This is a genomic window from Methanomassiliicoccus sp. (assembly GCA_033485155.1).
Lineage (GTDB): Archaea > Thermoplasmatota > Thermoplasmata > Methanomassiliicoccales > Methanomassiliicoccaceae > UBA6.
On sequence record JAWQJJ010000002.1, the window covers coordinates 48,305 to 74,700 of the forward strand.

The 26,396-nt window shown below is 60.4% G+C and carries 23 protein-coding genes; 11 read left to right on the plus strand and 12 right to left on the minus strand.

The annotated features are described in order from the left end of the window. Window positions 1-6 precede the first annotated feature (6 nt). The 3 genes from SA339_03375 to SA339_03385 are packed head-to-tail and all read left to right on the plus strand — an operon-like array spanning window position 7 to window position 2,767. The gene (locus SA339_03375; protein ID MDW5562242.1) at window positions 7-2,037 is read left to right on the plus strand and encodes a hydantoinase/oxoprolinase family protein; all 2,031 of its coding nucleotides are present in this window, start codon (window positions 7-9) and stop codon (window positions 2,035-2,037) included. 2 nt (window positions 2,038-2,039) lie between these two features. Then, window positions 2,040-2,384 carry a putative zinc-binding protein gene (locus tag SA339_03380; GenBank protein ID MDW5562243.1) on the plus strand — a complete coding sequence of 115 codons (345 nt, stop codon included), beginning with the start codon at window positions 2,040-2,042 and terminating at the stop codon, window positions 2,382-2,384. Continuing rightward, the gene (locus tag SA339_03385) at window positions 2,381-2,767 is read left to right on the plus strand and encodes a putative zinc-binding protein (protein ID MDW5562244.1); all 387 of its coding nucleotides are present in this window, start codon (window positions 2,381-2,383) and stop codon (window positions 2,765-2,767) included. Before SA339_03380 ends, SA339_03385 begins: the two co-directional genes overlap by 4 nt. Here SA339_03385 and SA339_03390 read toward each other — a convergent pair whose 3' ends face one another. Together SA339_03390 and SA339_03395 are read right to left on the minus strand one after the other, a co-directional pair. After that, window positions 2,768-3,889 carry a hypothetical protein gene (locus SA339_03390; protein MDW5562245.1) on the minus strand — a complete coding sequence of 374 codons (1,122 nt, stop codon included), beginning with the start codon at window positions 3,887-3,889 and terminating at the stop codon, window positions 2,768-2,770. A 140-nt stretch (window positions 3,890-4,029) separates the two neighbouring features. Further along, window positions 4,030-4,989: a carbohydrate kinase family protein gene (locus tag SA339_03395; protein ID MDW5562246.1), complete on the minus strand. Its 960-nt coding sequence runs from the start codon at window positions 4,987-4,989 to the stop codon at window positions 4,030-4,032. Window positions 4,990-5,150: 161 nt separating this feature from the next. On the opposite strand from SA339_03395, the gene SA339_03400 reads away from it, so the two are divergent. Next, window positions 5,151-7,121, plus strand: a complete 1,971-nt coding sequence (locus tag SA339_03400; protein ID MDW5562247.1) for a hydantoinase/oxoprolinase family protein — start codon at window positions 5,151-5,153, stop codon at window positions 7,119-7,121. A 50-nt stretch (window positions 7,122-7,171) separates the two neighbouring features. Here SA339_03400 and mvaD read toward each other — a convergent pair whose 3' ends face one another. Both mvaD and SA339_03410 read right to left on the minus strand, forming a co-directional pair. Further along, complete coding sequence (gene mvaD, locus SA339_03405; GenBank protein MDW5562248.1) at window positions 7,172-8,137, minus strand: diphosphomevalonate decarboxylase; 966 nt, start codon at window positions 8,135-8,137, stop codon at window positions 7,172-7,174. Further along, complete coding sequence (locus tag SA339_03410) at window positions 8,134-8,538, minus strand: archease (GenBank protein ID MDW5562249.1); 405 nt, start codon at window positions 8,536-8,538, stop codon at window positions 8,134-8,136. Before SA339_03410 ends, mvaD begins: the two co-directional genes overlap by 4 nt. A 244-nt stretch (window positions 8,539-8,782) precedes the next feature. On the opposite strand from SA339_03410, the gene SA339_03415 reads away from it, so the two are divergent. Next, window positions 8,783-11,749: a carboxypeptidase regulatory-like domain-containing protein gene (locus SA339_03415; protein MDW5562250.1), complete on the plus strand. Its 2,967-nt coding sequence runs from the start codon at window positions 8,783-8,785 to the stop codon at window positions 11,747-11,749. A 299-nt stretch (window positions 11,750-12,048) separates the two neighbouring features. Then, the gene (locus SA339_03420) at window positions 12,049-12,867 is read left to right on the plus strand and encodes an aspartate dehydrogenase (GenBank protein ID MDW5562251.1); all 819 of its coding nucleotides are present in this window, start codon (window positions 12,049-12,051) and stop codon (window positions 12,865-12,867) included. 36 nt (window positions 12,868-12,903) lie between these two features. Here the strand turns inward: SA339_03420 and SA339_03425 are convergent, their stop codons facing one another. Continuing rightward, complete coding sequence (locus SA339_03425) at window positions 12,904-13,203, minus strand: hypothetical protein (GenBank protein ID MDW5562252.1); 300 nt, start codon at window positions 13,201-13,203, stop codon at window positions 12,904-12,906. A 178-nt stretch (window positions 13,204-13,381) separates the two neighbouring features. On the opposite strand from SA339_03425, the gene SA339_03430 reads away from it, so the two are divergent. The 3 genes from SA339_03430 to SA339_03440 are packed head-to-tail and all read left to right on the plus strand — an operon-like array spanning window position 13,382 to window position 17,205. Next, on the plus strand, window positions 13,382-14,470 hold the full coding sequence (locus SA339_03430) for an aminopeptidase P family protein (protein MDW5562253.1): 1,089 nt from the start codon (window positions 13,382-13,384) through the stop codon (window positions 14,468-14,470). Next, on the plus strand, window positions 14,470-15,846 hold the full coding sequence (locus SA339_03435; protein MDW5562254.1) for a TldD/PmbA family protein: 1,377 nt from the start codon (window positions 14,470-14,472) through the stop codon (window positions 15,844-15,846). The genes SA339_03430 and SA339_03435 overlap by 1 nt, the downstream gene beginning before the upstream one ends. Further along, the gene (locus SA339_03440; protein ID MDW5562255.1) at window positions 15,847-17,205 is read left to right on the plus strand and encodes a TldD/PmbA family protein; all 1,359 of its coding nucleotides are present in this window, start codon (window positions 15,847-15,849) and stop codon (window positions 17,203-17,205) included. It begins immediately after the preceding gene. 37 nt (window positions 17,206-17,242) lie between these two features. On the opposite strand, the gene SA339_03445 is transcribed toward SA339_03440, so the two are convergent. From SA339_03445 to SA339_03455, 3 genes are all read right to left on the minus strand, one after another. Continuing rightward, window positions 17,243-18,985 carry an alkaline phosphatase gene (locus SA339_03445; GenBank protein ID MDW5562256.1) on the minus strand — a complete coding sequence of 581 codons (1,743 nt, stop codon included), beginning with the start codon at window positions 18,983-18,985 and terminating at the stop codon, window positions 17,243-17,245. A gap of 137 nt (window positions 18,986-19,122) precedes the next feature. Next, window positions 19,123-19,632: a hypothetical protein gene (locus SA339_03450; protein MDW5562257.1), complete on the minus strand. Its 510-nt coding sequence runs from the start codon at window positions 19,630-19,632 to the stop codon at window positions 19,123-19,125. A gap of 4 nt (window positions 19,633-19,636) precedes the next feature. Beyond that, a complete protein-coding gene (locus SA339_03455; GenBank protein MDW5562258.1) occupies window positions 19,637-20,086 on the minus strand; it encodes a cyclophilin-like fold protein in 450 nt (149 codons plus the stop codon). 50 nt (window positions 20,087-20,136) lie between these two features. Between SA339_03455 and SA339_03460 the strand changes: the two genes are divergently transcribed. Beyond that, on the plus strand, window positions 20,137-20,652 hold the full coding sequence (locus SA339_03460) for a V4R domain-containing protein (GenBank protein MDW5562259.1): 516 nt from the start codon (window positions 20,137-20,139) through the stop codon (window positions 20,650-20,652). A gap of 66 nt (window positions 20,653-20,718) precedes the next feature. Here SA339_03460 and ilvC read toward each other — a convergent pair whose 3' ends face one another. The 4 genes from ilvC to SA339_03480 all read right to left on the minus strand — a co-directional run bounded on the left by ilvC (window position 20,719) and on the right by SA339_03480 (window position 25,077). Continuing rightward, window positions 20,719-21,705, minus strand: a complete 987-nt coding sequence (ilvC, locus tag SA339_03465) for a ketol-acid reductoisomerase (GenBank protein ID MDW5562260.1) — start codon at window positions 21,703-21,705, stop codon at window positions 20,719-20,721. A 28-nt stretch (window positions 21,706-21,733) separates the two neighbouring features. Beyond that, window positions 21,734-22,084, minus strand: coding sequence for a hypothetical protein (locus SA339_03470; protein ID MDW5562261.1), 351 nt, complete (start codon window positions 22,082-22,084; stop codon window positions 21,734-21,736). After that, window positions 22,075-23,745 carry a biosynthetic-type acetolactate synthase large subunit gene (ilvB, locus tag SA339_03475; protein ID MDW5562262.1) on the minus strand — a complete coding sequence of 557 codons (1,671 nt, stop codon included), beginning with the start codon at window positions 23,743-23,745 and terminating at the stop codon, window positions 22,075-22,077. Before ilvB ends, SA339_03470 begins: the two co-directional genes overlap by 10 nt. Window positions 23,746-24,039: 294 nt before the next feature. After that, entirely contained in the window at window positions 24,040-25,077 is a 1,038-nt protein-coding gene (locus tag SA339_03480) for an acyltransferase (protein MDW5562263.1), read from the minus strand. A 247-nt stretch (window positions 25,078-25,324) separates the two neighbouring features. On the opposite strand from SA339_03480, the gene SA339_03485 reads away from it, so the two are divergent. Beyond that, window positions 25,325-26,341: a type II glyceraldehyde-3-phosphate dehydrogenase gene (locus SA339_03485; protein MDW5562264.1), complete on the plus strand. Its 1,017-nt coding sequence runs from the start codon at window positions 25,325-25,327 to the stop codon at window positions 26,339-26,341. Window positions 26,342-26,396: the final 55 nt, after the last annotated feature.

A 26,396-nucleotide genomic window follows, 5' to 3' on the forward strand; every position in this document is an offset into this window, starting at 1 on the left:
GCGACAATGATGGTATCAGGAAAGAACGAGGAAGAAAACCTGGGACTGGGGATCGACACCGGCGGTACCTATACCGACGCGGCCATCCTGGACATGGCCAGCGGTAAAGTGCTGGCGAAGGCCAAAGCCCTGACCACCAGAGGGGATCTGACGATCGGAATCGGCAACGCCATCTCCGCCCTGGACCGATCCTATGATGGTCGGATCCATTTGCTGGCGGTCTCGTCGACCCTGGCCACTAACTCGGTGGTGGAGGGCAAAGGCTGCCGGGTCGGTCTGATCGTCATCGGCCATGACGCCGTACCCAACATCCCGGTGGACGAGATAGCCCGCATCAAGGGCGGTCACAATCTAGAGGGGGCGAAGAAGGCGGAGCTAGATATCGAGGGAGCTAAGGAGTTCGTGGAGGCGGTGAAGAACAAGGTCGACGCCTTCGCCATCTCCGGCTACCTCAGCGTGCGAAACCCGGAGCACGAGGTCGCGATCAAGAAACTGGTGCAGTCCCTCACTCCCTGCCCGGTGGTTTGCGGTCACGAACTATCCTCGGCCCTGGGCTTTCACGAGCGGACTATCACTGCGGTCCTCAATGCTCGCCTGATACCCATAATCGCCGACCTCATCGTCTCTATTAGGAAGGTGCAGGATAGGTTCGGCATCAAGGCCCCCCTCATGATCGTCAAGGGCGATGGCTCGCTCATGGACGAGTCGGTGGCCAGGGAGCGACCGGTGGAGACCATCCTGTCCGGGCCTGCGGCATCGATCATCGGGGCCAAGGCCCTGACCAGCCTGGACAATGCCATCATCGTCGACGTCGGGGGAACGACGACAGACATCGGTATCCTGCGTAACGGCCGGCCCCGCCTGGACGGCGAGGGGGCTATTCTGGGTGGATGGCGTACCCGGGTTCGGGCCGTGGATGTGTTCACCTCCGGAATAGGAGGTGATTCCAGGGTAGTGGTGGCGAGCGGGAAGATACACCTCACCGCGCTGAGGGTCATCCCGCTGTGTATCGCCTCCTCCTCGTTCCCAGCGCTGCGGCCCAAGCTGGAGGCTCTCATGGGCTCCAAGGGGCGGTGGGTTCCTTCGTACATGGATCTTGACACCATCCCCCAGGTCACCGAGTTCTTCACCTTCTGCAAGGACGTCAACGGCTTCGACCTGAGCGATGACCAGCGAAAGGTCATCGAGCTCGTCCGGCAGGAGCCTCGATCGCTTTACGAGCTGGCTGAGCTGTTGAAGGTGCACCCCCTCTCCCTCAATCTGAGGAAGATGGAGGCCCTGGGCATCATCCAGCGCATTGGACTCACCCCCACGGACATGCTGCACGCCGAAGGCTCCTACGTTGAGTATGATGCCGAGGCCTCCAAGATGGGCGTGACGATCCAGGCGGAGATCATGGGTCTCCCCGTCCCCGAATTCATCCGGGCGGTCAAGACCGCGGCCATAGAGAAGATCACCTTCGAGGTGCTGAAGAAGCTGGTGTTCGAGGAGGTCGGGGAGGCTAAACTGGACGAGGTAGCCATGGCCCTGATGAACAACATGGTGCGGGGAACGGGTCGCCGGGACTTCGCCTGCCACCTGGAACTTAACAAGCCGATCATAGGCATCGGGGCCCCCGTAGGGGCGTACCTTCCGGCGGTAGCCAAGATCTTCGGTACTGATCTGGTGCTGCCAGAGCACTCCGAGATCGGCAACGCCGCCGGAGCAATATCAGGTAACGTCATGGAGTCGGTCGAGCTGCTGATCCGCCCCAAGAAGGGCCTGGCGGAGATGGAGAACCCGCCCTGCACTCTATATTGGATGCAGGAGAAGAAGGACTTCATGCACCTGGAAGAGGCGGTCGAGTATGCCCGTACGGAGGGCAGCCGCCTGGTCCGGGAGAAAGCCCTGGCATCGGGGGCCGACAGCGTGGAGGTCCTCGTGGACAACCGCCGCAAAGAGGCCAAGCTGGGTGGAGGATGGGGAGGTAACCTCCTGCTCGAGTTGATAATAACGGTGACCGGGGTCGGCAAGCCCAAGTTGTTCTACGAGGGATGAGCATGGGGCAGGTCAACATTCTGATGTGCGCTGGTTTCTCCCCTTCGGCCCGGGTGGTGCGGAAGGCCATTCGCAGGGTGGCGGAACAGAAGGAGATCCGAGTGCTCAGCCCCTGCCCCGCGGGGGCCGGGCTGGCCAAGTACGTCGAGGAGCTTAAGTCCCTCGACCCTTCCCGCACCCTGGTGGTGGAGGGATGCGACGGTTGCTGCGGTACCCAGACCATGATGCTGAATGGAGTGATGCCTACTCGAACGGTGATCATCGACAAGACCGCCATCGCCGATGAGCGAGCGATAGCCTCAGCCGAGGCCAAGATCCTCGCCAGCCTGAAGGAGATGGGCGAATGAGGGTGATGGTAGTGATATGCGGAGCGAACGGAGAGCGCTCCATGCTCATCGAGAAGGCGGTAGAGGAGTTCGCCCCCAAGTACTTCGACCGCATCCTGCAGTTCAGCGCCTGCACCGTGGCCGCATCTCCGATCCTGGTGCAGATGAGCGGCGGGGACCCTGATCATCTGGTGGCGGTGAACGGCTGCCGCAACCGGTGCGCCGATCTCATTCTGAAGAAGGCGGGGATATCGCCCAAGGTAACCATCGTCTTGGACGATGCGGTGGACCGTGAGCTGGGCAAGTGCGAAGCATGCACCCGCTTCGTGTTCCCGGATATCCGGGAGGAGGAGTGGACCAACTTGGCTAGGATGATGGGCGAGGCGGTGGAGAAGGCCCAGTGATCAGCCGAGGGCCCCGATGGTCTCTCCCCTCACCGAACGCCGAAAGGCCAGGCTCTGCCGGGTGAGCGTTTTCATGTTGTGCGGGGTAATCCTCGCCACCGTGGGGGGCTTATCGGGGTACACACGCTCGAACTCCCGCATCAGGTAGGAGTTCACCAGACCGGACGACCTCAGGTTATCCATCGTCCAGTCCTCCACCAGGGAGCTGATGCCCTCCATGCCGGCCTTGTGGAACGCCTCCGCCAGCACCGAAGTGATGACCGTGTTGTCGGAGATGACCGCGTACTCCGCCTCTCGCAATGCGTACTCGTTGCCGTTGAAAGACAGGGTCAGGCCGCCCCCCTCGCGGACCAATTGGAATGCCTGGACATCGGTTATGGAGTCGCCCACGTAAGCGGTGTCCTCCAAGCCGATACCGGTACGCCGGCGGATGTCCAGCACCGCCGACGCCTTCTCCTCTCCGCCCACCGGGTTGACGTCCAGGACCAGCTGGTACGACGACAGGTCGGTCAGCTCGTTCCAGAAGATCTCGTCCAGTCGCTTGATGGTGTCCCGATCGCGGGGCTTGAGGTCCTCGACGTTACGGGTGCCATCCGGTATCCGGATCTCATCCATGCGGGCGATCTCCTGGGCATAGCGCTTGAGCATTTCTCCCTCCCAGGGTTCCATCTTCACCGAGTCCAGGTCCAGGGCGGTGCTGTAGGTGTTTTCCAGCGGGAACCCGATAGCATCGCACACCGCGCTGATGTAATGCTCATAGGAGGTGGCAACGATGAACGGGGTCATGAACTCCTGGACGAAGCGCATCGTCTTCCTGGCTCCGGGGACGGTCACGATGTTCTTGCGGGAGAACTCCAGCATCCAGGTATCGGTGGCGCCGTAAGCTTTGAGGAAGGGCAGGATGAGGCGAAGAGTATCCCCCGCCTTGTAGTTAGGACGCTGGAGTATGTCGGCCAGCACATCGTCATACTTGCTGATGATCTTGAAAAAGGCGCCCCCGTTATCGATCATATCGGTGCATAGCTCGAAGGCATTGTCGTTCTTGGTGATGGGGCCCTCACCGTCGCTAATGAACTGCCTCCACCCCCCGGTCATGGTCTCCTCGAGCCCGTCAAAGTCCATCGTAGTTCCTCTTTCCGAGATGCCATCGAGCCTGGTCCGCACAGATGCGGGCCGGGGCCTAAAGCTCCGTTCTGCCTATTCTTTTTTTTCACACGAGGTGAACGAATATTCAACCTAGCCGCATGTTTCTCTACCGGGACTCATAGAAGCTCCCTGGCGTATTTCCTCAGGAACCGCTCGTCGGGGTAGCTGTCCCGTCCGTACGCGGACAGACTGAGGGCGGCGGCCGCGGAGGCGATCTCCCCGCACGTTTCCAGCGTCGCGCCGTCGAGGTAACCGGCCAGGAACCCCGCGGCATAGACGTCGCCGGCCCCCGTGGTATCGACCACCACCGCCTTCTTGGCCTGCACATGCAGCTCCGAGTTGCGGGTAACGATAATCGACCCTCGATTCCCTAGCGTACAGGCCACCACCCTTGCTCCCATTTCTATCAACGTCCTGCACCCTTCGGCCGGGGGAAGGCCGGTCAGCATAGATACCTCGCGCTCGTTGACGAACACGAAGCGGCTGCGTTCGATAATGTCGCCGATCGCCTTCAACCCCCGTCGGGCGTACTTCTCGCCCGGGGCGAAGGAGACGAAGACCCCCTCATCCAGCAGTTCCAGGATCTGCTTCTGCATGCGCAGGGCGGAGTCGCTGGAGAAGGAGCTGAAGTGGACGATCTTGGAGGAGTTGAGGATCTCCATATCCTCGGGGGCGAAGGAGAATAGGTCGTTGGCATTGGGCAGCCCCAGGAGGGATCGCTCCCCATGGTGGAGCAGGGAAATGCATAGCCCGGTGTTGCGGTACCGCTTGACCCGGGAAACGTCCACGCTCCCCATCGAGCCAAGGAGGAACCTGCCGTCCTCATCTTTACCGACGATGCCAAGGAAGGCGGTGGAGTAACCCATGCGAGAGAGCGCCACCACGGTATTGGCCGCGGACCCCCCTCCGCTCCGGGCTACAAGCTTGGAGTCGGCAAGGGCCTCTGACAACCGGGCGAACAGCTCCCCGTCGTCCATGGTCTCGCTGCCTGCCTCGAACCTCAGGCCGGCGAACTCGAGCGAGGGGACCTCGTAGAACAGGTCAACGTTCAACGCCCCAATGCCAACAACATCCATGCCCCCAAGCTAATCAGGGGCTGGATAAATAGGTTGGCCTGTAGGAGCGTTGAAAGGTCAGTGAGGGGTGTGACCCGCCAAGCCACAGCCGACCGGGTTTAGAATCCCGGGGCAAGGTTTTTGCCCGATCTCGCTTTGGAGGGAGCCGATTAAGGGATAGCATGGCTTCCTTCCACTCCGATACCATCCTCGGTCTGGGGATAGACACCGGCGGTACCTTCACCGATGCGGCGGTCGTAGACCTGACCGAGCGGAAGGTCATAGCCAAGTGCAAGTGGCCAACCACTCATCACAATCTGCTCATCGGTCTGGAGGGCGCCATCGACAAGGCGCTGGAGCTCAGTCAGGTCCCCCCGTCAAGGCTCAACCTGGCATCGGTCTCCACCACACTGGCGACGAACGCGATTTTGGAGGGCAAAGGCGGCGACGTCGGCTTGATAGGTATCGGCTGGAAGCCTCAGAGCGATTGGGATCTCGGGGCGAGAAAGCAAGTCTTCATACCGGGCGGGCATGACTCCAAGGGTAGAGCCATTTCCGCGCTGAGCATGGAAGAGGTCGGCTCGGCGATCGACGACGTGTCTGGGAATGTCGACGCCCTAGCCATCTCCAGCATGTTCAGCGTGATAAACCCAAGCCACGAGAACGAGGTCAAGAGGCTCGCCAAGAAACGGACCGGCCTTCCCGTGGTAGTAGGCCATGACCTCACCGGCGAGCTCGGGATCATGGAGCGGACCATCACCGCGGTCCTCAACGCCAGGCTCATCCCGGCGATCGAGGAGTTCCTGGACAGCATTGCCGTTATCCTGAAGGGGCGAGGTATCGACTGCCCTACCATGGTGGTCAAGGGCAACGGCAGCCTCATGAAGATGGAGGTGGCCCGGGAGCGGCCGATCGAGACCATCCTTTCCGGTCCCGCGGCGAGCGCCAACGGCGGCATGTTCCTGGCGAACGAGAATGACTGCATGGTCGTCGATATTGGAGGCACCTCCACCGATATCGCGCTGCTTCGGGGCGGCCTTCCCGGCGTGTCGGAGAGCGGAACGGTGATCGGAGGATGGCGAACCCGGGTGCAGACTGCGGACATCCGTACCTGCGCCATGGGGGGTGATTCCGACATCTATGCTGATCGCTATCGATTGCACATCGGGCCTGAACGGGTGGTACCCCTGTGCCGGGCCGGCCTTGAGCATCCCGCCCTGCTCGACAGGATGCGGGCCTCACCAGACTACCGGTTCTTCAAAGTCAACAAGGACGTGGTGAACGGACTTTCTGCTAACGAACGCGAGATTTATGGGTGCCTGCGTAACAGTGGCGCCCTGAGCCTTGACGACCTCCGGTCGAGCCTTCCGGGCCAACACTTCATCGAAGAGCATCTTCGCTCGATGATGGGCAGGGGTCTCGTGGTCAGGCTGGGCTTCACCCCGACCGACCTTCTGCAAGTGCTCGGTCAATATTCCGCGGGGGACGTCAGACCGTCAGAGCTCGCGTTGGGAATGATCGCGGATTCACTGGCCATGAGCAGGGAGGGGATGGCGGACCATATCCTAAGGTTAATAGTAACCAAGATCTCCGAGGAGGTGCTCTCCGCCGCCCTGTTCGGTCACGAACGGACAGGCGGGGAGACCAAGGAGTTCAAGAAGGTCATGGACGTGATGGCCGGGGCCGAACCTGACCCTCTGGTGGAGATGAAGCCAGCTCTACGTCTGCCCATTGTGGGGGTGGGGGCACCCGCCGGAGCCTTCATTCCACTGGTAGGATCGAGGCTGGGGACCTTAGCGACCATCCCCTCGGATTATGATGTGGGGAACGCGGTCGGAGCGGTAGCGAGCAAGGTATGCGAGTCGGCCCGTGTGTCCATCCTGCCGATGGCCGATCGCTTCCATATCGAGTCCCCGCTAGGCGTCCCCATCTCCTACCTCGAGCTGGAAGATGCCAGGAATAACGCTGAGAAGATGGTCTCCGAGCTGGTCGTCCAGAAGGCCAGAGCCTCAGGTGCCAGCGGTGAGGTCAGAGTGGTCGTCAGAAGCGAGGAGGTCACGACCCTCGTGGGATACCCCGCCAGAGAGGTCATCGTCTGTGTCAACGTGAGCGCTACCGGCCTCGCCGATCCCGAGTACGCCCGGAAAGCGTGATTCTCCCCTGTCTCAACCCCGACCACTCTGGATACGATCTTTATTGATGGTCAGAACAGATGCTGGGGGACGACCCTAGCCTCACCGCCCACCGTGCAGGTGAGCGTCTGCAGGCCCAGGGCGATGATCCGCTTCCTGACGGCCGGCAGATCGTCAGCGGTGGTATTCACATATACAGTCGCACCGGTGTCGATGGAGAAATGGCAGCGTAGGCCCTCCCGGCGCATGGCTTGCACCTCTAATATGATCCGAACAGTGTCTGGGCGCCAGAGGACCATGCTGTCCGTCCCGGTCATGGTGATGCCGTGGAGCAACATGGTGTCTGCCTCGGCCAAACGGCCGATCTCCTCCGCATCGCCGGCTCTGATCGCCCTCTCCATCTTGTCCAGGACCGTGGGTACATACTCCAGACGGGCCTTGAAGAACGGGGAGCCGAGCACCTCGCGGTGTGCGGTGTCGGTGAACTTGTGGGCCGGGACCAGGGCGACCAATACTGCCAGGTCCAGGTCATCGGGGTAGGGGATGGCACGGGAGACGGAATCCCTGTCTCCGGTGCCCGCGTACCAGCGGGAGAACCCTCCGGTCACGGCGCGGGCCGCCGAGCCCGCCCCCCGACGGGCGAAGCGCGAGATCTCCTCCAGGCTCAGCTCCAGCTCAAGCGCTCGGGCTGCTGCCACAGCCAACGCGGCGAAGCCGGACGCCGAAGCACCCAGACCGATGTTGGAAGGAAAATCGCTGCGGGACTCCATGTGCATGCCGCTGCTGACTCCCGCTTCCTCCCGCATAGGGTCGACGACCTCCCGCACCCGCTCCATGTCCCGATCCAGGACCTCGACCCCATCGATGCACGCCGAGTCGGACCCGAGTCCAAATTGTACAGTGGTATGCGTGTGGATCGGCGCGGTGCACACTGATATGGAGTCATGGAATGGGAGGCGGAGCCTCTCATCCCTCAGGCCGTGGTACTTGATCAGGCCCTGTATGGGGTAGGCGATGGCTGATGCTTTTACGTTCATACGTCGAAGAGGACCGTTATCGACGGCTCTCTCTCGTTCACCTGCAACATGTGATAGGTAACGGCCTTTATTTCCTGTTTTGGCGAATGTTTGTCACGATCGAACCTCTCTCCCCCGGCTCTACACTCCAATCGGCCATCCATCAAGATGACCTGGAATGCAGAGAGTGCGAGCTTCTTGGCGTCGAAGATGAACAGCACCTCTGATAGGAAGTTGTACACCAGGTCCTCCCTCGAGCCGCCCTCGACAGAGAATGTCTCCTTGACCTTGGGATCCACCGCAGACACGTCGAGGATCTGATCCATCATGCCGTAGGCCGCGTTCTGGAAGCACTCCTCGAGGGTAGCCCCATATGCCCGGATCATGACATCCGCGGTGTGCTCAAGGTTCTCGTACCTCATCGACGCCCCATCGGACCGAGGGAGATAAAATGATTGGTGGATGGAACACTAGATCGATCGTTTAAGTTTCACCAGTTTTACATGTTGTACTTCGACAGTCCAACATCTCTTATTCTAAGGATTGAAAATCAGGCCACATTGACCTCGTTATCAATTATCCTAAGAGATAATTATACATTAAATACTAATTAAGTCGGTCCTCCCAGCGTTCGACCTTTCGAGGTTTTACAGAGAAGGGATGTACATGTTATCTAGAAGAACGATAGCAGTGGCGCTGTGCGCAATGATGCTTCTCTCTTGTGTCGTGGTGATCACGAGCGCGGATGCAAGGAGAACAAGCGATTGGTCTATCCCAACGCTCCTCGAGGGCGGGGAGGGCTACGATGCGAAGGAATGCAAGATGGCGATGAACTCCGCTGGAGACGCCGTCGCTGCCTGGCGCAGCTATGATGGAGACTACTGGGTCATCAACGCCACCACTTACACCGGCGGATCATGGGGCGTTGTGACCACACTATCGGCCGGTCTGGGCAACTGCTGGAACCCAGCGGTCGCCATCGACGACGCCGGGAACGCCGTGGTGATCTATGCCCAGTTCGATGGCTCACGGTACGATGCCAAGGCCGCATCCTTGACCGGGGGGGAATGGGGGTCACCCTATGAGCTCGATTCGGACCTGATGTCCATACCCACACCGCAGGTGGCTATGAACGGGACCGGGTATGCGGTCGTGGTCTATGACGCCAACCATGATGGGACCTCAGACATCTATGCCAGCATTTACGAGGATGGTGGCTGGGGCGAGTCTCGCCTCATAAACGATGGCATTCATAGCGCCGGTTCCGCCCAGGTGGACATGAACAGCAACGGCAGTGCGATGGCGGTATGGCTCGAGGCGTGGAATGACGTCAATGTAGTTCGCGCAGTCGCTCTCGACGATGGACAGTGGGGTAATCCCGATATGCTGTCCATAATAGGCGGCGGTGCCTGTGCCAACCCTGACGTCGCGCTCTCCGCAGCTGGAGTGCCCTTCGTGGTGTGGCAGCAGGAGGACGGCGGAAAATATGTCATCAACGGGACTGTACGGTTCGACGGAACATGGTTTGTTCCCGGTACGCTCTCCGAGGACGGGGTCTCCTCGACCTCCCCCCAAGTGGTGATGAACGACAAAGGCGACATCGGGGTGGTATGGACGGTGGATAACGGCAGCACTCACCTCGTGACCACCGCGCGGACTCTCTACGACGGCACCTGGAGCACGGAGGAGATATTGTCCAACGATGATTACACCTCCGAGATGCCCCAGATCTCGATCGACACCTATGGAGAGATCATCGTGTTGTGGTACGAGACCGGCGGGTCGTATGACCATCTCTACTCCCGCTCCTTCACCAATGGTGCATGGGCCAATACGCAGGATGTCTCGGTTAGTGAGTCCATCTTCGCACCCCAGCTGGCGATGAACGATGACGGGGGAGCCATCGCCGTATGGTACGAGCAGAACGGAGAGAGCGCTCCGTTCACTGTCTACTCCAGCACCTATACTCCAAAGAACATGCCAACGGTCTCTATTACCTCGCCGGCGGAGGACGATGTCGTGACCTCCGGCTCGGTCGAGGTGCAGTGGACCGGCGCCAACGTTGATCACTACACCATAAGCGTGGACGGCGCCGAAGCCGTCGACGTCGATCAGGATCTTATGGACACGATCGATCTCGAGGACGGCGAGCACGTCGTGAACGTCACCGCCTTCGATGTCCGAGGCAGAAGCAGCTATGCCGAGGTCAGCTTCATCGTCGACACCGCCGCGCCGGCGGTGAACGTCACCGTGCCGGCGATCGGAGCATGGTACAACACCTCGTCTCTCAACGTCACCTGGACGGTGAGCGATGCCGGCAGCGGCATCCTCAACACCTCGGTGTCGGTCGACGGCGCAGCGTTCGCGGACGTCGATCACGACTACTTCGTGATCGCCGACCTCGAGGACGGCCACCACACCGTGGCGGTGCGCGCCTACGACCACGCCGGCCACTTCCGCACGGTGACCAAGGACTTCAACATCCAGACCGCTCTGCCGGTGCTGACCATCTCGCCGAGCGATGGCTCGCTCCTCAGCTCCAGGGACGTGACCGTCTCCTGGTCCGGGGTCTCCGACTCGACCGTCGGACGCTACTGGCTGAGCGTGGACGGCGGCGCGTTCGTCGATCACCACAACGCCACCTCGTTCCTCGTTACCGGCTTAGCGGACGGCGAGCACAACGTGACGCTCAAGGCCGAGGACTACGCCGGCAACTGGAACTCCACCTACGTGGAGTTCGAGATCGACGCCACCGCGCCGGTGGTCACCATCACCGCGCCGGTCGACGGCGTGCATACCGTCGCTCGCGAGGCGACGGTGGAGTGGACGGCCTACGAGGCCGGCTCCGGCCTCGACCGCACCGAGTACAGCGTGGACGGCGGCGCGTTCATCGTCACCACCGATCTGTCGCTGGAGCTGACGGACCTGGCGGACGGCGAGCACACCGTGACCGTCCGCGCCGTCGACATGGCCGGCAACGTCGGCGAGGCGACGGTCCACATCGTCGTCGACACCGCCGCGCCGACCGCGGTCATCGAGCCGAGCGGCGACGATGCCAGCGTCAACGCCGCCATCATCGTCACCTTCTCGGAGGCGATGAACACCAGCGCCGTCACCATAACCGTCGGCGGGGTCGACGGCACCATCGCCTGGAACGATAACGTGGCGACTTTCACGCCGTCTCGCGCTCTGAGCTACGACACGGCGTACTCGGTAGCGGTCGCCGGCAAGGATCTGGCCGGCAACGAGATGAGCGCCTCGTCGTCGTTCACCACGATGAAGAACGCCGGCTCGCTCTCCGGCGTCATCCGCAGCGCTGACGGTACGGCGCTGGACAACGCCACGGTCACGCTGAGCAACGGCATGACCGCGACCACCGACGTCAACGGCCACTTCGAGTTCACCGGAGTGCCGAGCGGCACCTACACCATGACCGTGACCAAGGACGGCTACGTGACGATGACGCAGCAGGTCACCGTCACCGCCGGACAGTCGTCCTCGCTGGCCACCATGAGCATGGCCTCGAGCGCCGCCAGCGGCGGCGACAGCGGCTGGATGCTCGGCATCGTCGGCGTGGTCGTCGTGGCCATGCTGGCGGTCGGCTTCATCGTGTACCGGTACAAGAAGAAGTGAGGACGAGCCTCCAAACCTTTTTCTTTTTTATATGCTCTTTTTCATCATTGTGTATCTTCTAGGGATGGCTATGATATCGGCTAGCCAGAATTTATCGGTGAGCACGGAACAACTCCGATCAAGCTTTCTGGACCCCTGAATCAGGTCGTTGCCTCGGACCGTTGAAACCTCGCAGATGGTATCGTCTTGATCACAGCCCAGCCCTAACGTATTGGGGCCACCCAGACGCGTCCCGGCTATCTACTGAACAAAGCATAGGTGGGACAACTTCTTATCCATCGCTGTCATTCTCGCCTTTCGTGCGCATACTCATCATCGGATGCGGCTCCATCGGCTCTGTGCTGGCCAAGGCGGTGCACGACATGCCGGAGGTCGATCGCATCTATGTCACTGATCAGAGCAAGGACTTTGCCGTCCATCTCATCAGTAGCCTGGAGAAGGCCCAGTACATCGACAATGTCAACGGTAAGTTGGCCAAGGTGCTGGGAGAGATCGACCTGGCGGTCGAGGCTGCGAGCCAGGACGCCGCCCGCAAGTTCATTCCCTTTGCCTTGGAGAACGGAGTGGACGTCATGGTCATGAGCGTGGGGGTGTTCGCCGATGAGGACTTCAGGATGAGGTGCTACGACCTGGCTAAGAAGCACCGCTCCCGCATCTACGTTCCGTCCGGAGCGATTTGCGGCACCGACGGACTGCATGCCGCCTCCGCGGCTGGTATCAAGGAGGTGCATCTCACCACTCGCAAGGGGCCCAAGGGCCTGAAGGGCGCGCCGGGTCTGACGATGAAGGGCATCGACGTGGACCAGCTCACCGAGCCCACAGTGGTCTTCGAGGGCAATGCCCGCGATGCCTCTCACCAGTTCCCCAAGAACCTCAATGTCGCGGCGACCATCTCTCTCCTGGGAGTGGGATTCGACGAGACCCGCGTGACGATCATCTGCGATCCCACGACCGAGCGCAACGCCCATACTCTCGTGGTGAAGGGAGACTTCGGCGAACTCAAGTGCGAGACCCACAACGTCCCCTCGCCCATGACCCCCTCTACGAGTTACCTGGCGGCTCTGTCCGCGGTAGCGGCCATCAAGAGGGTGTTAGGGAACGTGTGGATCGGGGTGTGAAAAACAAAGGAAAAGGTGGCCGGTGGGCCGCCGTGTTTACTTCTTCTTCGGCTTCGCCGCGGCCTTCTTGGTTGCGGGGGCCTTCTTGGGAGCAGCCGCCTTCTTCGGCTTCGCCGCGGCCTTCTTGGGCTCTTCGACGATCTCCACGGTCTCGACCTCCTCCTCTACCTCTTCGTAGTCCAGGAAGTCCAGGAGGGCGTCCTCGAGGTCAGCAAGGACCTCCATGGCCTCCTCCTTCTTGTCCTTCTCCATCAGATCGAGGGCCTCGGACACCATGTCCAGCATGCTCTCCAGTTCGTTGTCTAGGTCCTCAAAAGCGGTACCAAGCGTGACCATGTAAATTCACCTACTTTTAAAGTTACAAGAATTATTCATATTTCAACCTATGGAAATGCATCAGCGGTCGTCGCCATTCCCGATCTGGCCGCGACCCATCCTCGGCGGAGAGGGATGCGGGGCCGGTTCATGCATCACATTTATTCGCTCTCAAGACCTACTCTGAGAGGTGGTGTTCATGAAAGACAGGGTCCTGCGCATCTTCTCCAAGCTCTCCGAGCCTGTGGACGCTATTTTGCTGGTCAACGACGAGGAGCCGATCACCGATGCCTCCTTCTTCCATGCCACAGGACTGACCTCCGGGCTGTTCGAGCACTGTCCGGCCATCCTCTACCCCGATGGGAAGCTGCGACTGATAACATCCAGGCTGGAAGAGACCTCGGCTAGGTCGATCCAGGCGGATGTGGTACCGTACTTCTCCGCCGCCGAACGAGCGGAACAGATGGCCGCCTCGTTGAAGGGGGTGACCCACCTAGGCATCAATGGCACGGGGATCACTTATCACTGGGTGAAGGAGATCGAGGCGGCTGCGCCCCAAGCGAGGCTGGTGGATGTGGGCAGGGAGATCACCGCCGCCCGGCTGGTGAAGGACGCCGAGGAGATCGAGGCCATGCGGGAGGCCTGTCGCATCGCCTCTCGGGTCGCAGACAGCATACCTGACCTGGTGAAAGTTGGGATGACCGAGTATGAGGCCGGTGCGGAAATCGGCTATCATATGCAGAGGCTGGGCGCGAGCGGGGTATCCTTCGAGACCATCGCCGCCTTCGGCCCGCCGTCAGCGGAGCCGCACCATTCCCCCGGGGATGGGCGGCTGAAGGAGGGTGATGTCGCCCTTTTCGACTTTGGGTGCAAGGTCCGCCGGTACTGCTCCGACATTACAAGAACGTTCTTTGCCGGTCATGCCGACGACCGCCTGCTGCGGATGTACGCAGTGGTTCAAGAGGCTCAGCGGCTGGCCATGGGTGCGGTGAGGGCCGGGGTCAACGGACGCGAGGTTGACGCGGCGGCCCGCTCATACATCGACTCAACCGAGTTCAAAGGGTCGCTTATCCACTCGACCGGCCATAGCCTGGGCATCAATGTCCACGATGGCGGAAGGCTCGCCCCCGCCGTCGACATGGTCCTCGAGGAGAACATGGTGTTCACCATCGAGCCGGGAGTGTACGTGCCCGGTGTGGGCGGTATCAGGATCGAGGACGATGTAGTAGTGACCAAGCGGGGATGCGAATCGCTAACCTCCGCGAACAAGGAGCCGAGGGTGATCTGATGGATGACGAGTTGCGGAAGGCCGTACGGATAATGCAGGACGAGGGCGCCGAGTTCTGCGATGCCAGGTACCAGGACAGCAGGTCGCTGCTCATTGCAGTGTCCAACCATGAGCTGAGGAACATGTCCAACGCTCGCCTGGCAGGCATTGGGCTCAGAGCCCGGATAGGGGGTTCCTGGGGCTTCGCCGCTTCCGCGACCATCGATCGGATGAGTATCGCGGAGATGGCCCGGAAAGCAGTGCGAGCGGCCAGGACCGGCGACTGCCCCGGGCGGCCGATCCCCGAGCAGCCATCGAGGACCGGAAGCTTCCGGGCGAAAGCTCGCATCCCGCCGGCCAGCGTGCCGATCGAAGAGAAGCTGTCCATGGTCAAGGACCTCGATGAGGCGCAGAAGATCTCGGATAGGATCGTGAACACCAATGCCATCTATGCTGAGGGTTTGAGGGCCACCACCCTGGTCAACTCCTTCGGTTCCTCGCTACACTGGGAGGACGAGCGGATCAGGCTCATCGCCAATACCGTGGCCGCCGACAACGGCCGCATGGAGTCGTACCGCGAGAGCATCGCGGGGACCAGGGGCATGGAGCTGTTGCAGCAGTACGATCTCGCTGAGGTCGGGGTCAACACCGCACGGGAAGCCATCGTCCAGCTGGGGTCGATCAAACCGCCTTCGGGCATGGTCACATGTATCACCGATCCTGAGATCACCGGCCTCCTGGCCCACGAGGTCATGGGCCACGCCTCGGAGGCGGACGAGATCGTGAAGCGGCGGTCCTTCCTCACCGACCAGGTCGGAAAGGTCGTCGCCAACGAGCAGATCACCATGGTTGACGACGGGACACTGGAGGGCGGCTACGGGTCCATCACCTTCGACGACGAGGGGACGCCGTCGTCGCGCACCACGATCATCGAGGACGGCGTATACCAGGGATACATGCAAAATCTGGAGACCGGGGCGGAGATGGGGGTGCAATCTACCGGCAATGGGCGGGCTCAGGACTTCGGTCGGCGGATGTGGGTACGCATGACCAATACCTTCTTCGAAGCCGGGGAATGGACCCTGGAGGAAATGGTCGAGGACATCAAGTTCGGCATCCTCACCGACAAGTTCGTCAACGGCATGGAGGATCCCGTGGGCGGGGGCTTCGAGGCCAAGGCCCACCGCGGGTTCCTTATCGAGAACGGCAGGGTCACCAGGCCGCTGAGGGCCATCACCCTCACCGGAAAGGCTCTTGACATCCTCAAGACCACGGACGCAGTGGGCCGGAAGGTCGGCCACGATGCCGGACAGTGCGGGAAGGGCACCGAAGATTACGTTCCTGTATCATCAGGAGGTCCGTACTGTCGCTCCCAGATAATCGCCGGGGGTGATTGAATGGACATCATCGATCTGGCGCACCGGGCACTCTCCGTGGCTCGGCGAGAGGGCGCGACCCAGGCCGAGGCCTTTGCCGTCACCTCGGTCACCAAAAGCGTATACGTCGACGACGATCGCATCAAGATCGTGGAAGAGAAGGGGGATCAGGGGTTGGCCGTGCGCGTCCTCAAAGGTCGCAAACTGGCTCAGGCATCCTCGGCCTGCACGAACGTGGAGGATGCCGAAGGATGCGCTCGAGCGGCATCCATGCTGGCCGACCGCTCCCCGGCCTCTCGCACCTATGATCGCTTTCCCCAGCCGACGAGAGCGGGCCTTTCCCCGGCGGCGCGGGATGATCGCATCGCCTCCCTGGAGGTCGATGAGCTGGTCGAGCTGGTCAGGTCCACCGTGGGCGCCGTGACCGACCGCGGGGCCAAGGTCCCGCGGGGAGTGATGCGCGCTGCAGCCACCACCGCCACGGTAATCAACACCAACGGCCTGGAGGTCTCCAATCATGGCACCCTGGTATTTGCCGGCTACGACGCCATGGCGTCGGGGCCGTCTCCCGGGGAAGGCGTAGGGTCCTTCAACTCCCCCTGGCTGAAGGACTACGATCCTCAGAGGATGGGCGAGAATATCGCTCGTCAGGCCCTCCAGGCTCGGGAGGCAAAGTCGCTTGAGGGGCCCTTCAAGGCCCCTGTCATGATCTCCCCGGGCGAGCTGGGGGAGATGCTCTCATACTCCGTCGCCTTCGCCCTGAGTGCGGAGAGCGTCAACAAGCGGCGCAGCCCCTGGGGGTCGATGCAGGACAAGAGCGTGGCCTCGTCCAAGGTCACCCTGGCCGACGACCCCGCGGACCCACGCGGCGCTCTCTCAGCAGCCTACGACGATGAGGGTGTACCGACCTCGGTGAAGAAGGTCGTGGAGAACGGTGTGCTCAAGACCTTCCTATACGACAGCTACAATTCCAGTGTGGCCCAGAAGCCACCATCGGGCAACGGCATGCGCCGAGGACCGATCGATGCCCAGTTCCAATTCCTGGGCTCCCCAGGGTGCCGGGCGGTGAACCTAGTGCTCAAACCCGGCCTCCGCTCCGCTGAGGAGATAATATCTTCCATGGACGAGGCTGTGGTGGTGGAAAAGTTCGCCTTCCCGACGGTCAATCCATACACCGGGGCTTTCGCCCTGGAAACTCGCCTGGCTCATGTGGTGAGGAACGGGTCGATCGAGGGTCAGATCAAGCACGCGCTCATCGTCGGCAACATCTATGATGGACTCAAGAACGTCCTGGAGATCGCCAACGACACCCGGACGGTAGGGGATATGGTCGTCCCGTCGGTGGTGTTCGAGGGCTTCGAGGCGGTGGGGAGCAAGTGAGATAGAAAAAAAGAGGTTTAGATGTCGCATCTTCTGTTCAAATCAAGCCAGCGACCGGGCCCAGAGCCACGATGCCGCATCCAGTGTGCATCGATGTGATGGATTTGACGAGCCGGACAGCGTCCTGGGGAACATACGCCTTGCCGCTCTTCTCGGCATAAATCACCACGCCGGAAAGCTGGTAGGTTTTACCCCCTACGTTCAGGAGATCTGAACTGAGCGGCATCGTGGCAATCTCGGCTCCATTCTTGGTCACCACGAGCTCTCGGTTGGTGGTATCGATCGAGACCTGGGCCCTCATGCCGGAGAACGCGCTACTGGCCTCGTTATAGAGCTTCTGCTCGGCGTTGTTGAGGCTCAATCCCAGTGACCGCTCGGCGACACGGGCCAAGTCAGTATTGTCCAGGAGGCCGTGGGGGGCTCCTGGACCGTAGGCATACAGCGTCACATCCTCGCCAGTGTGGCCGGTGGTGGTCCATCCGATATATGAACGGTTGGACATCATGGGTCCCAGGACATAGTCAAGATCGATGGTCCACTTCTTGTTTGTCTGATCATATTTAGACAGAATACTAGCGACCTCTTTGTCGGTTAGTTCCAGCCCATAGTATTCAAGTACCTTGGCCTTAACATTGAGATCGGTTACATCAGTTCCCAGGATCTCCATCAGGGCATAGCCGGTACACTTGGCCTTCTTCAGGGGATCGATCACCGAGGACAATTTCATCTTCGAATAGGTACTGTCCGAATTCTTATTCCCGATTGTCATCCCACCATTGCCATGGTCGGTGAAGGACATGATCATGGTCTTCCGATCCTGTTTTGCGAAGTCGAGTGCAACCTTGGCCGCATCATCGAACGCCAGCATCTCGCTTATGACTCCCACGGGGTCATTAGCATGTGAAGACCAGTCGACCTGGCTGCCTTCCACCATCAAGAAGAATCCCCTGGGGTTCTTGCTCAGTATCTCGATTGCCTTATCCGTCATCTCGGCTATAGACGGCTGCTCAGGGTACAGGAAACGGTCGAAATCATGAGCCATGGCATTAGGGGCGAACATGCCCCAGACCTTGGAGGTTGAGGATGACAAACCCTCCATCTGGCTCTTGGTAGTTATGTAGGAGTATCCCCGGGAAACGAGCACCTCGGTCAGGTCGGTGTCATCAGTCCTCATGCCGCCCTCGCCGGTCGGAAGGAGGTACTGAGAACCACCTCCGAAGACGACGTCTATGTCTTCGTAGACCTGTTGTTCGGCGATTTCGTTGTAGTTGTTGCGGTCAGTGATATGGGCTGAGAATCCAGCTGGGGTCGCATGCTGAATGTTGCATGTGGCGACAAGGCCAACGGACATCCCCTTGAGCTTGGCGGCTTCCAAGATGGAGGCGACCGGCTTGTACTGATCATCGGTGGAAGGAACATCCACTCCCGGTATTGTCACCGGGCCGGGGAGTACTCCTACGTACTTGTCGGAGGTCTTATGGCCAGTGGCGAAAGCCGTGGCAGCAGGGGCGGAATCGGTGATTATTGACTCTCCGCCGTAAGTCCTGACTAGGCCGACCGGCAGCTCATCAAGGGCCATCGACCCTCCCTTATACCACCTTGCCAGCGTATAGTGGGTCGAGGACGCCCCATCCGGGATCATCATTATAACATTCTTTGCAGTGCTCTTCTGATCTGACTTTGCTTCAGCGCCTACCAATGCCGGCGTGGTGACGATCACCAACACCAATATCAGCACCGCTAAAACGGCTCCGTACACCTTCTTACTTCCAAATAGCAAACTGACACCCCCTCCGGCCCATGAACGTGCCCGAGGCATCGTATCATGGGCTGGGCCAGTTATGTTGGTTGGTCACGGACAATACTTGTTTGAAAGGACGATGGTCTCAATATTGTGAGCCAATTCCGGTATTTTCTCTACTTATCTGATTTCACCCAGTCCAGACTGGTCTCCATCAGACCGAAGAGCACGTCCCCGCTCTTCCCTGAGAGCCGGGCACCATAGGGCAGGCAATGGACGGGATCGATGAACTGGTCGGTCTTGAGAGTTCCATTCTCGAGCTGCTCGATGCGCATATAGTGCTCAACCTCCCGCTCCCCGAAGGGCGTGGTGATTTTATCCTTCCCGAGTCGTTCCCCGTCGTGACGGATCGACCACCCCGCCACTATGCCTCCCAGATCCGAGAGGTCCAAACCGTTCCACGGGAAGGTGAGCCGGGCCCGGTTCATGAACGGCACGCCCTTGGGCAGGATCTCGACGATGAATTCGTTCTCCTTGACCGCCACGAACTTGATTCCCAGCGCCCCTTGGACTTTCTTATCCCCTACCGTCCCGGTGACAGAGTAGATCAGGTGATCGCCCTTGTTGATGAGTGCCTTTTCCTTCTTCGAGGGAAGGAGAGGCATGAGCATGCTCATACCGTGCATTTCCTCACTCCCGGCGCACCATGACCTTGCGGCGGTCGCTCACAGCCTCGAAGGCGCGAGGGTCACCGACCAGCTTACCCACCGGCGTGACCTCGGAAATTGCTTCCGGGGCGTCGCCCTTGGATATGGGGGTCGGCCCGAAGAACACGCACAACGCACGACCTTCCGGCCAGTACGCGACCTCCCCGGCTTCTAGGATCTTCTTCCCGTTCTCCAGCGGGTTCTTTACCGGGGCCTCGAAGTAGATCTCGCTCCCCCAAGCATTAGTGGTAGAATCGAACGGTGCGGCCAACCAAATGGCGTTAGCGGTGTCGCTGTCGTTCAGCTCGACCCAGAAATCGTACTTGTCGATCATGAGGAGGATACGTCTTACCATGTTCTCGTCCGATTGAACGAGCGCCCGATAGTTATCCTTTCCGCCCGGCCTGCAATACTCGAGGTAACTATCAACCATGACAATTATTGACATTGGATAAAAATAAGCCCTTGTCTGTGTATGACCACATGATCGAGTCCTCCCGTCCGTTCGAGTGGGATGACATCGGGGACCTCTCGGTCGGCCGGCCGAACCTCGGTGACGTCACCAGCGTGACAGTATTTCGACTGATGCAGTTCTCCATGCGCTATGTCCTGGAAGAGCGCTTCGGGGTCGACGAGACCGATGCCATGCTTCGACGGGCAGGTAGGCTAGCGGGAAAGGAGTTCGCCGCCACTCAGCTCCATCGCAGCGGAAGCCCGCAGGAGTACCTTGAGGAAGTGGCCAGTAAGATGATCGATCTCCGGGTCGGAGTGCTGAGGGCAGAGAAGGCGGACTTCGAGCGGATGGAGCTGGTGCTTACCGTGTCCGAGGACCTGGACTGCTCCGGCGTACCGGTGACCGGGCGCCCCATCTGTTCCTTCGACGCGGGCTTTATCGCCGGGGTCTTCGAGCGCTTCGCCGGGAGGCAGTTCGAGGTCAAGGAGATAGACTGCTGGGCTACAGGGGCCAAGCTCTGCCGGTTCACCGTTAGGCCAGCATGATCGATGGAGGGTTTTTTATAAATATGTTCATAAAAGAAGAAGGGGTTTGAGGTAGGTCGAGCGGAATCACTTCCGCTCGAAGAGCTTGCGGATCTCCTGACCGACCTTCTCGACCTGCTTTTCGGACTCCTCCTTCTCGAGGGCCTTCATGTTCTTCAGGTCAACGGTCCACTCCTTGGTCCACTCGTCGGCGAACTTGCCGGAGTTGATGTCCTCTAAGATCTGCTTCATGGCCTTGCGGGACTCGTCGTTGATGACCTTGTCCCTTCGGGTCAGGCCGCCGTACTCGGCGGTGTTGGAGACGGAGTCCCACATGTGCATCATGCCGCCAGCCTGGATCAGGTCGACGATGAGCTTCAGCTCGTGGAGCACCTCAAAGTAGGCGATCTCCGGCTTGTAGCCTGCCTTGATCAAGGTCTCGAATCCAGCCTCGATGAGCGCGGTCACGCCGCCGCACAGGACGGCCTGCTCCCCGAACAGGTCCGAGGTGGCCTCCTCACGGAAGTCGGTCTCCAGCACACCGGCCTTGGTCGACCCTAGGCCCTTGGCCAAGGCGAGCGCGATCTTCTTGGCGGAGCCGGAAGCGTCCTGCTCCACGGCGATGAGCGACGGCACCCCGAACCCTTCCACGAAGGTCTGCCGGACCATGCGGCCGGGGGATTTGGGGGCGACCATGATGACGTCGCAGTGCTTGGGCGGGGCGATCAGCTTGAAGGTGATAGCGAAGCCGTGGGCGAACTCCAGGGCGGCGCCCTCCTTGAGGTTTGGCGCGATCTGCTCCTTGTATACGCGGGGTTGCACCTCATCGGGCAGCAGGATCATGACCACGTCAGCGCCCTTGACCGCGGTGGGGATGTCCGCAACCTTCAGGCCGTCGAACTGGGCCTGGTCCCAGGACTCCCCGCCCTTGCGAGCGCCGACCGTCACCTGCATCCCGGAGTCATGCAGGCACAGCGCCTGGGCCCGACCCTGGTTGCCGTATCCGATAACGGCTATCTTCTTGCCCCTCAATACGCCGAGGTCAGCGTCGGAATCGTGATAGATTTTGGTCATTTTTACACGCTCAGATGAGCCTATCCGCCTAATCCGAACCTTTGTATAAACAATGTTCGGCCGTCTTTCTCATCTCGCCAGCGTTCTTATCCTGGCTGCAGGCGATGATGTAGTCTGATCCTTTACTGGGGGAAGCCTCCCAGAAGCAGAAGTAGTCCTCGGAGAGATACTCCGCCGACTCGACATCCTGCAGCGCCATGAGGGCGTGCAGCAGCCGCCCGTTCATGTTCCCGGTGTCCGCCTCAACGATGATGTGGATCTGTCCCTTTCCCCGGGCCATGAACGACTTCTCGATCTCGATCTTTCTTCTTCCAAGCTCAACCAGGACTCTCTGGAACAGGCCAGGAGAGTCGTTGCCGACTATCTTGATCACTTCCATGTGCACCTACCTCTTATGACTGCATTGGGGTTTCCGCCCGGGGGAATCATCGGAAGGACGTCCTCCTCGGGATCCATGTGAATATCGATAAGGAAGGGGACTCCCGCATCGATGCCGGTCTTGAGCGCCTCCTGCAGTTCGGAGGACCGCTCGACATGCACCCCGTCTGCGCCGTATGCCTGTGCGAGCTTGACGAAGTCGGGATTGTCCCTAAGTTCCGTGCCGCTGTATCTCCTCTCGGCGAACAGCTTCTGCCACTGCCTGACCATGCCCAGCCAGCCGTTGTTGAACACGCAGACGACCACCGGGAGGTTCTCGGAGACAGCCGTGGCGAACTCGTGGGAAACCATCTGAATGCTGCCGTCGCCAGCGATGTCGATGACCGCTTTGTTAGGGAAGGCGGTCTTCGCCCCCAGCGACGCGGGGAACCCGAAGCCCATCGTTCCAAACCCGCCGGAGGTGATGAACTGCCTCGGGTACCGGGCTTTGAAGAAGTGGGCCGCCCACATTTGGTTCTGTCCCACCTCGGTGCAGACGATGGCGTCCTTGGGCAGGGAACGATTGAGCTCGTAAATGGCGAACTGCGGGAGGACCGGGGTCGATGGGACGTTGATCTCGCAGGCGCAGTTCTTAAGGATCTCCTTTATGCGCAGCGACCATGCGGTATCGCCCTTGGTCATCTGCAGCCCCTTGATGATCTGCTGCAGCCCCTTCTTGGCGTCGCCCACCAGGCGCACCTGGGTTCGCGCCGACTTACCGGCCTCACCGGGATCGATATCGATATGGATCAGTTTCGTGGATATGGGCAGTTCGGATTGCGCGCCAGAGCTGCGGTCCGAGAACCGGGTGCCAACCGCGAGAATGACGTCGGCCTCCATGAAAGCCTTCCTGGCGGCCTCCTTCCCGTGCATGCCGATTATGCCCAGCGACAGGGGGTGCTCTTCGGAGATGACGCCCTTGGCCATGATCGTCGTGGTGACCGGTGCCATAAGCATCTCGGCCAGCTGGACGACCTCCGGACTGGCGTTGGCCCATATGATGCCCCCGCCCACCAGTAGCAGCGGTCTTTCCGCGGCCCGGAGGATCTTCACCGCTTCGGGAAGGTCATGGAAGTCCTCCAGAGGGGGCGGCTCGGGGAACTCCCTTCTCATCTCGGCCTCGGGGACCTCGCCCTTCTGGACGTCCGCGGGCAGGTCGACGTGGACCGGCCCCTTCCGTCCAGAGTTGGCAATGGACACCCCCCTGACGATGGCCTCGGGGACCTCTGACGGGGCCAGGAGGCGGAAGTTGTGTTTGGTGATAGGCATCATCATCGAGAATGAGTCGGCCTCCTGGAACGCCTGATTGCCCAGGGCCGTGGTGGCCACCTGTCCGGTCAGGACCAGCATGGGCGACGAATCGACGTATGCGGTCGCCACCCCGGTGATGAGGTTCGTTGAGCCTGGCCCAGAGGTCGAGGTGCACACCCCGATCTTTCCAGTGGCCCGGGCATATCCGTCAGCCATGTGCGCCGCGCATTGCTCATGGCGGACCAGCACGTGACGTATGTTCGACGTCAGAATGTCGTCGTACAGGGTGAGGGTCGTACCCCCTGGGTACCCGAACATGACCTCGACGCCTTCTTTTTCCAGCAGTGTGAGAACGGCCTTTGATCCTCTCAAATAAACATCCCCTACAATGAGCGAGGACACCCAAATCTCTGGATGCCTCTACCTAATCAATACTACCACTACGCCCAAGCAACGAGAAATGATGGAGCGGTCCGTGGTAAGCCTTGACATTAGCTACGGGAATCAAAACCATCCTATTTAATTATATGTGAATGCGCAAGCCTCCGGGGCGTCTATCGGGCGGAAATACCTGAGCCAGATTGACATTTTTTTGAATGACGAAAACGATAATATCGGACTTTTCTCACTGCGAATTCCGAAGGGGCACGGTGGTCCGGCCCGCCATCATTGCGGCCGGCTCTGCGGCCGTGAGATCAGCTGCTTGGTGAGCCGGTCCACCGATCCCTGCACCAGATAACCCACTATGAAGAGGGCGGGGAGGACGATGAGAAGAGCCGTGAGGTACTCCGTCAGTGGGGTCAGACCCGTCCGGCCTAGGACCGAGCTAATGACGACAAGGGCAGGTCGGTGGAACAGATACACGAAGTACGAGGCGACGGAGCAGGCGGCGAACGCCCTTGCGGCCCATGGGCGCAGGAGAGGCGCGATGCGCTTTGCGACCAACCATGCCGTTACGGTCCAGCAGACGATCATCACGTTGATGACGGCCATGGAGAAGACCAGGCTCAGGCCGGAGGGACCGATCCCCTCTCCGATCAGGGGACTCCCGTCCACAATGAAGATGACTAGGGAGGCTATGGCGAGGGCCGCGGGGAAGGTCATGGCATCAGGAGAAGCGCGCTCCAGCCACCCGCTCTCGCAGGCCACGGCTCCGGCCATGAATACAAAGTAGTAGAGGAAGAACCGGATCTCCAGGAGATCGATTGTGAGACGCATCGCCGCAAAAGGCAGGAGCGCAACGCACGCCAAGACAATCATGGCCCGGGGGCCGGACGCGGGGCGGATCGCCGCGTAATACACGAGATAGAAGATCAGGATCATGCCGATGAACCACAGGGTGGCCATGGGGGTGACCAGCGCCGGGGCCAGCAAGATCTGCAAGCCCGCTACGTGCATTACCATGGTCGGCAGGTCCGGCCGGGCGACGAGCAGGACGAAGGTCGCCAGTGCCACCCAGTATAGCGGCATGAGGCGGAGGAGGCGGTGGCCCATGAACGAGGCGAGGGAGGTTTGGGTTCGGGAACGGGTGCTCGAATGAATAAGGTATCCAGAGAGGAAGATGAACAAGCCGTTGCCGAAGACAATGGTGTAAACGGTATACGACTGCAGGCCGGGAACGGGAAAGTAGTCCGGCAGATGGGTGAGGACGACCAGCACGATGGCCGCGGTCCTCAGGATATCCGCTTCCATCAGGCGTCTCATGTGCTCCTCACGAGCGGGCGAGGGTAGGGCGACTATAGTAGTCTATCGCTAAGAATGGACGAGGCTGTATTCCTTGCCGCCAGGCCCTTTAGCCCCGGGTGCGCGGAAGAGGCACGGCCAAGCATCTCGTAGGCTACCTGGTAAAAAATAAATCCTGTGATCATATGGTCCTTGTCACTATGCCCGGTCTGGGACCTTAGGGCAGATGGCAGCCATCCCCGGGGATGGAGCGTATGGAGAAGTCTACATGAAAGTAAAGGTCGGTATCAACGGCTATGGGACCATCGGCAAGCGTGTGGCTTGCGCGGTGAAGGCCCAGGATGACATGGAGATTGTAGGGGTCACCAAGACCAGGCCGTCCTACGAGGCCAGGCTGGCGGGTATGGAAGGCTTCCCTCTGTACACGGCCACCTCCGATCAGGTGGCGACTTTCGAGAAGGACGGGATTAAGGTCGCAGGCACCATAGAGGACCTGCTGGGCAAGGTCGACATAATCGTCGACGCCACCCCCGGGGGCGTGGCCGAGGACTACAAGGCGCTTTACGAGAAGGCAGGGGTCAAGGCAATTTTCCAGGGAGGGGAGGACCATGGCCTGGCAGGAGTGTCGTTCAACGCCTTCGCCAACTACAATGAGGCATGGGGCGCCCAGTACGCCAGGGTGGTGTCGTGCAACACCACCGGCCTGGTGCGCACCCTTTATCCACTGGACAAGGTGTTCGGGCTGGACAAGGTCTCCGCCACCATCGTCAGGAGAGGCGCGGACCCCGCGGACAACAAAGGCTCTGCCCTCAACTCCCTGGAACCGTCTCTCAAGCTACCGACACACCACGGCCCGGATGTCCAGACGATCATGCCGTGGCTCAACATCACCACCATGGCGGTTAAGGCCCCGACCACTCTGATGCACGTCCACTGTATCGTGGCCGACATCCGGAAGAAGGCCAAGGACCAGGATGTCCTGGCGGTGTGGGATAACGTCCCCCGGGTCAAGTTCGTCAGCGGCAAGGACGGCATCAAGAGCACCGCAAACATCATGGAGCTGGGGAGAGACCTCAAGCGCGAACGCGGGGACTTCATGGAGATTGTGGTGTGGCAGGATGGGGTCAAGGTCGTGGGCAATACCCTGTACTACTACCAGGGCGTGCACCAGGAGAGCGATGTGGTCCCGGAGAGCATCGACTGCATCCGATCGATGATGAAGCTCGAGCCTGATGGCATGAAGTCGATCAAGAAGACCGACAGGAGCCTGGGTATCGGGAAGTGAAAAAGGCCGCCCGCGGCCGCTTTTTTGACCACGGGGCGGATGGCCGTCCTCCTCG

Bases quoted from the DNA above. Each gene is read 5' to 3' on its own strand.
- SA339_03375 (MDW5562242.1), top strand. From the start codon at position 7: ATGATGGTATCAGGAAAGAACGAGGAAGAAAACCTGGGACTGGGGATC.
- SA339_03380 (MDW5562243.1), top strand. From the start codon at position 2,040: ATGGGGCAGGTCAACATTCTGATGTGCGCTGGTTTCTCCCCTTCGGCC.
- SA339_03385 (MDW5562244.1), top strand. From the start codon at position 2,381: ATGAGGGTGATGGTAGTGATATGCGGAGCGAACGGAGAGCGCTCCATG.
- SA339_03390 (MDW5562245.1), bottom strand. From the start codon at position 3,889: ATGGACTTTGACGGGCTCGAGGAGACCATGACCGGGGGGTGGAGGCAG.
- SA339_03395 (MDW5562246.1), bottom strand. From the start codon at position 4,989: ATGGATGTTGTTGGCATTGGGGCGTTGAACGTTGACCTGTTCTACGAG.
- SA339_03400 (MDW5562247.1), top strand. From the start codon at position 5,151: ATGGCTTCCTTCCACTCCGATACCATCCTCGGTCTGGGGATAGACACC.
- mvaD (MDW5562248.1), bottom strand. From the start codon at position 8,137: ATGAACGTAAAAGCATCAGCCATCGCCTACCCCATACAGGGCCTGATC.
- SA339_03410 (MDW5562249.1), bottom strand. From the start codon at position 8,538: ATGAGGTACGAGAACCTTGAGCACACCGCGGATGTCATGATCCGGGCA.
- SA339_03415 (MDW5562250.1), top strand. From the start codon at position 8,783: ATGTTATCTAGAAGAACGATAGCAGTGGCGCTGTGCGCAATGATGCTT.
- SA339_03425 (MDW5562252.1), bottom strand. From the start codon at position 13,203: ATGGTCACGCTTGGTACCGCTTTTGAGGACCTAGACAACGAACTGGAG.
- SA339_03430 (MDW5562253.1), top strand. From the start codon at position 13,382: ATGAAAGACAGGGTCCTGCGCATCTTCTCCAAGCTCTCCGAGCCTGTG.
- SA339_03435 (MDW5562254.1), top strand. From the start codon at position 14,470: ATGGATGACGAGTTGCGGAAGGCCGTACGGATAATGCAGGACGAGGGC.
- SA339_03440 (MDW5562255.1), top strand. From the start codon at position 15,847: ATGGACATCATCGATCTGGCGCACCGGGCACTCTCCGTGGCTCGGCGA.
- SA339_03450 (MDW5562257.1), bottom strand. From the start codon at position 19,632: ATGCACGGTATGAGCATGCTCATGCCTCTCCTTCCCTCGAAGAAGGAA.
- SA339_03455 (MDW5562258.1), bottom strand. From the start codon at position 20,086: ATGGTTGATAGTTACCTCGAGTATTGCAGGCCGGGCGGAAAGGATAAC.
- SA339_03460 (MDW5562259.1), top strand. From the start codon at position 20,137: ATGATCGAGTCCTCCCGTCCGTTCGAGTGGGATGACATCGGGGACCTC.
- ilvC (MDW5562260.1), bottom strand. From the start codon at position 21,705: ATGACCAAAATCTATCACGATTCCGACGCTGACCTCGGCGTATTGAGG.
- SA339_03470 (MDW5562261.1), bottom strand. From the start codon at position 22,084: ATGGAAGTGATCAAGATAGTCGGCAACGACTCTCCTGGCCTGTTCCAG.
- SA339_03480 (MDW5562263.1), bottom strand. From the start codon at position 25,077: ATGAGACGCCTGATGGAAGCGGATATCCTGAGGACCGCGGCCATCGTG.
- SA339_03485 (MDW5562264.1), top strand. From the start codon at position 25,325: ATGAAAGTAAAGGTCGGTATCAACGGCTATGGGACCATCGGCAAGCGT.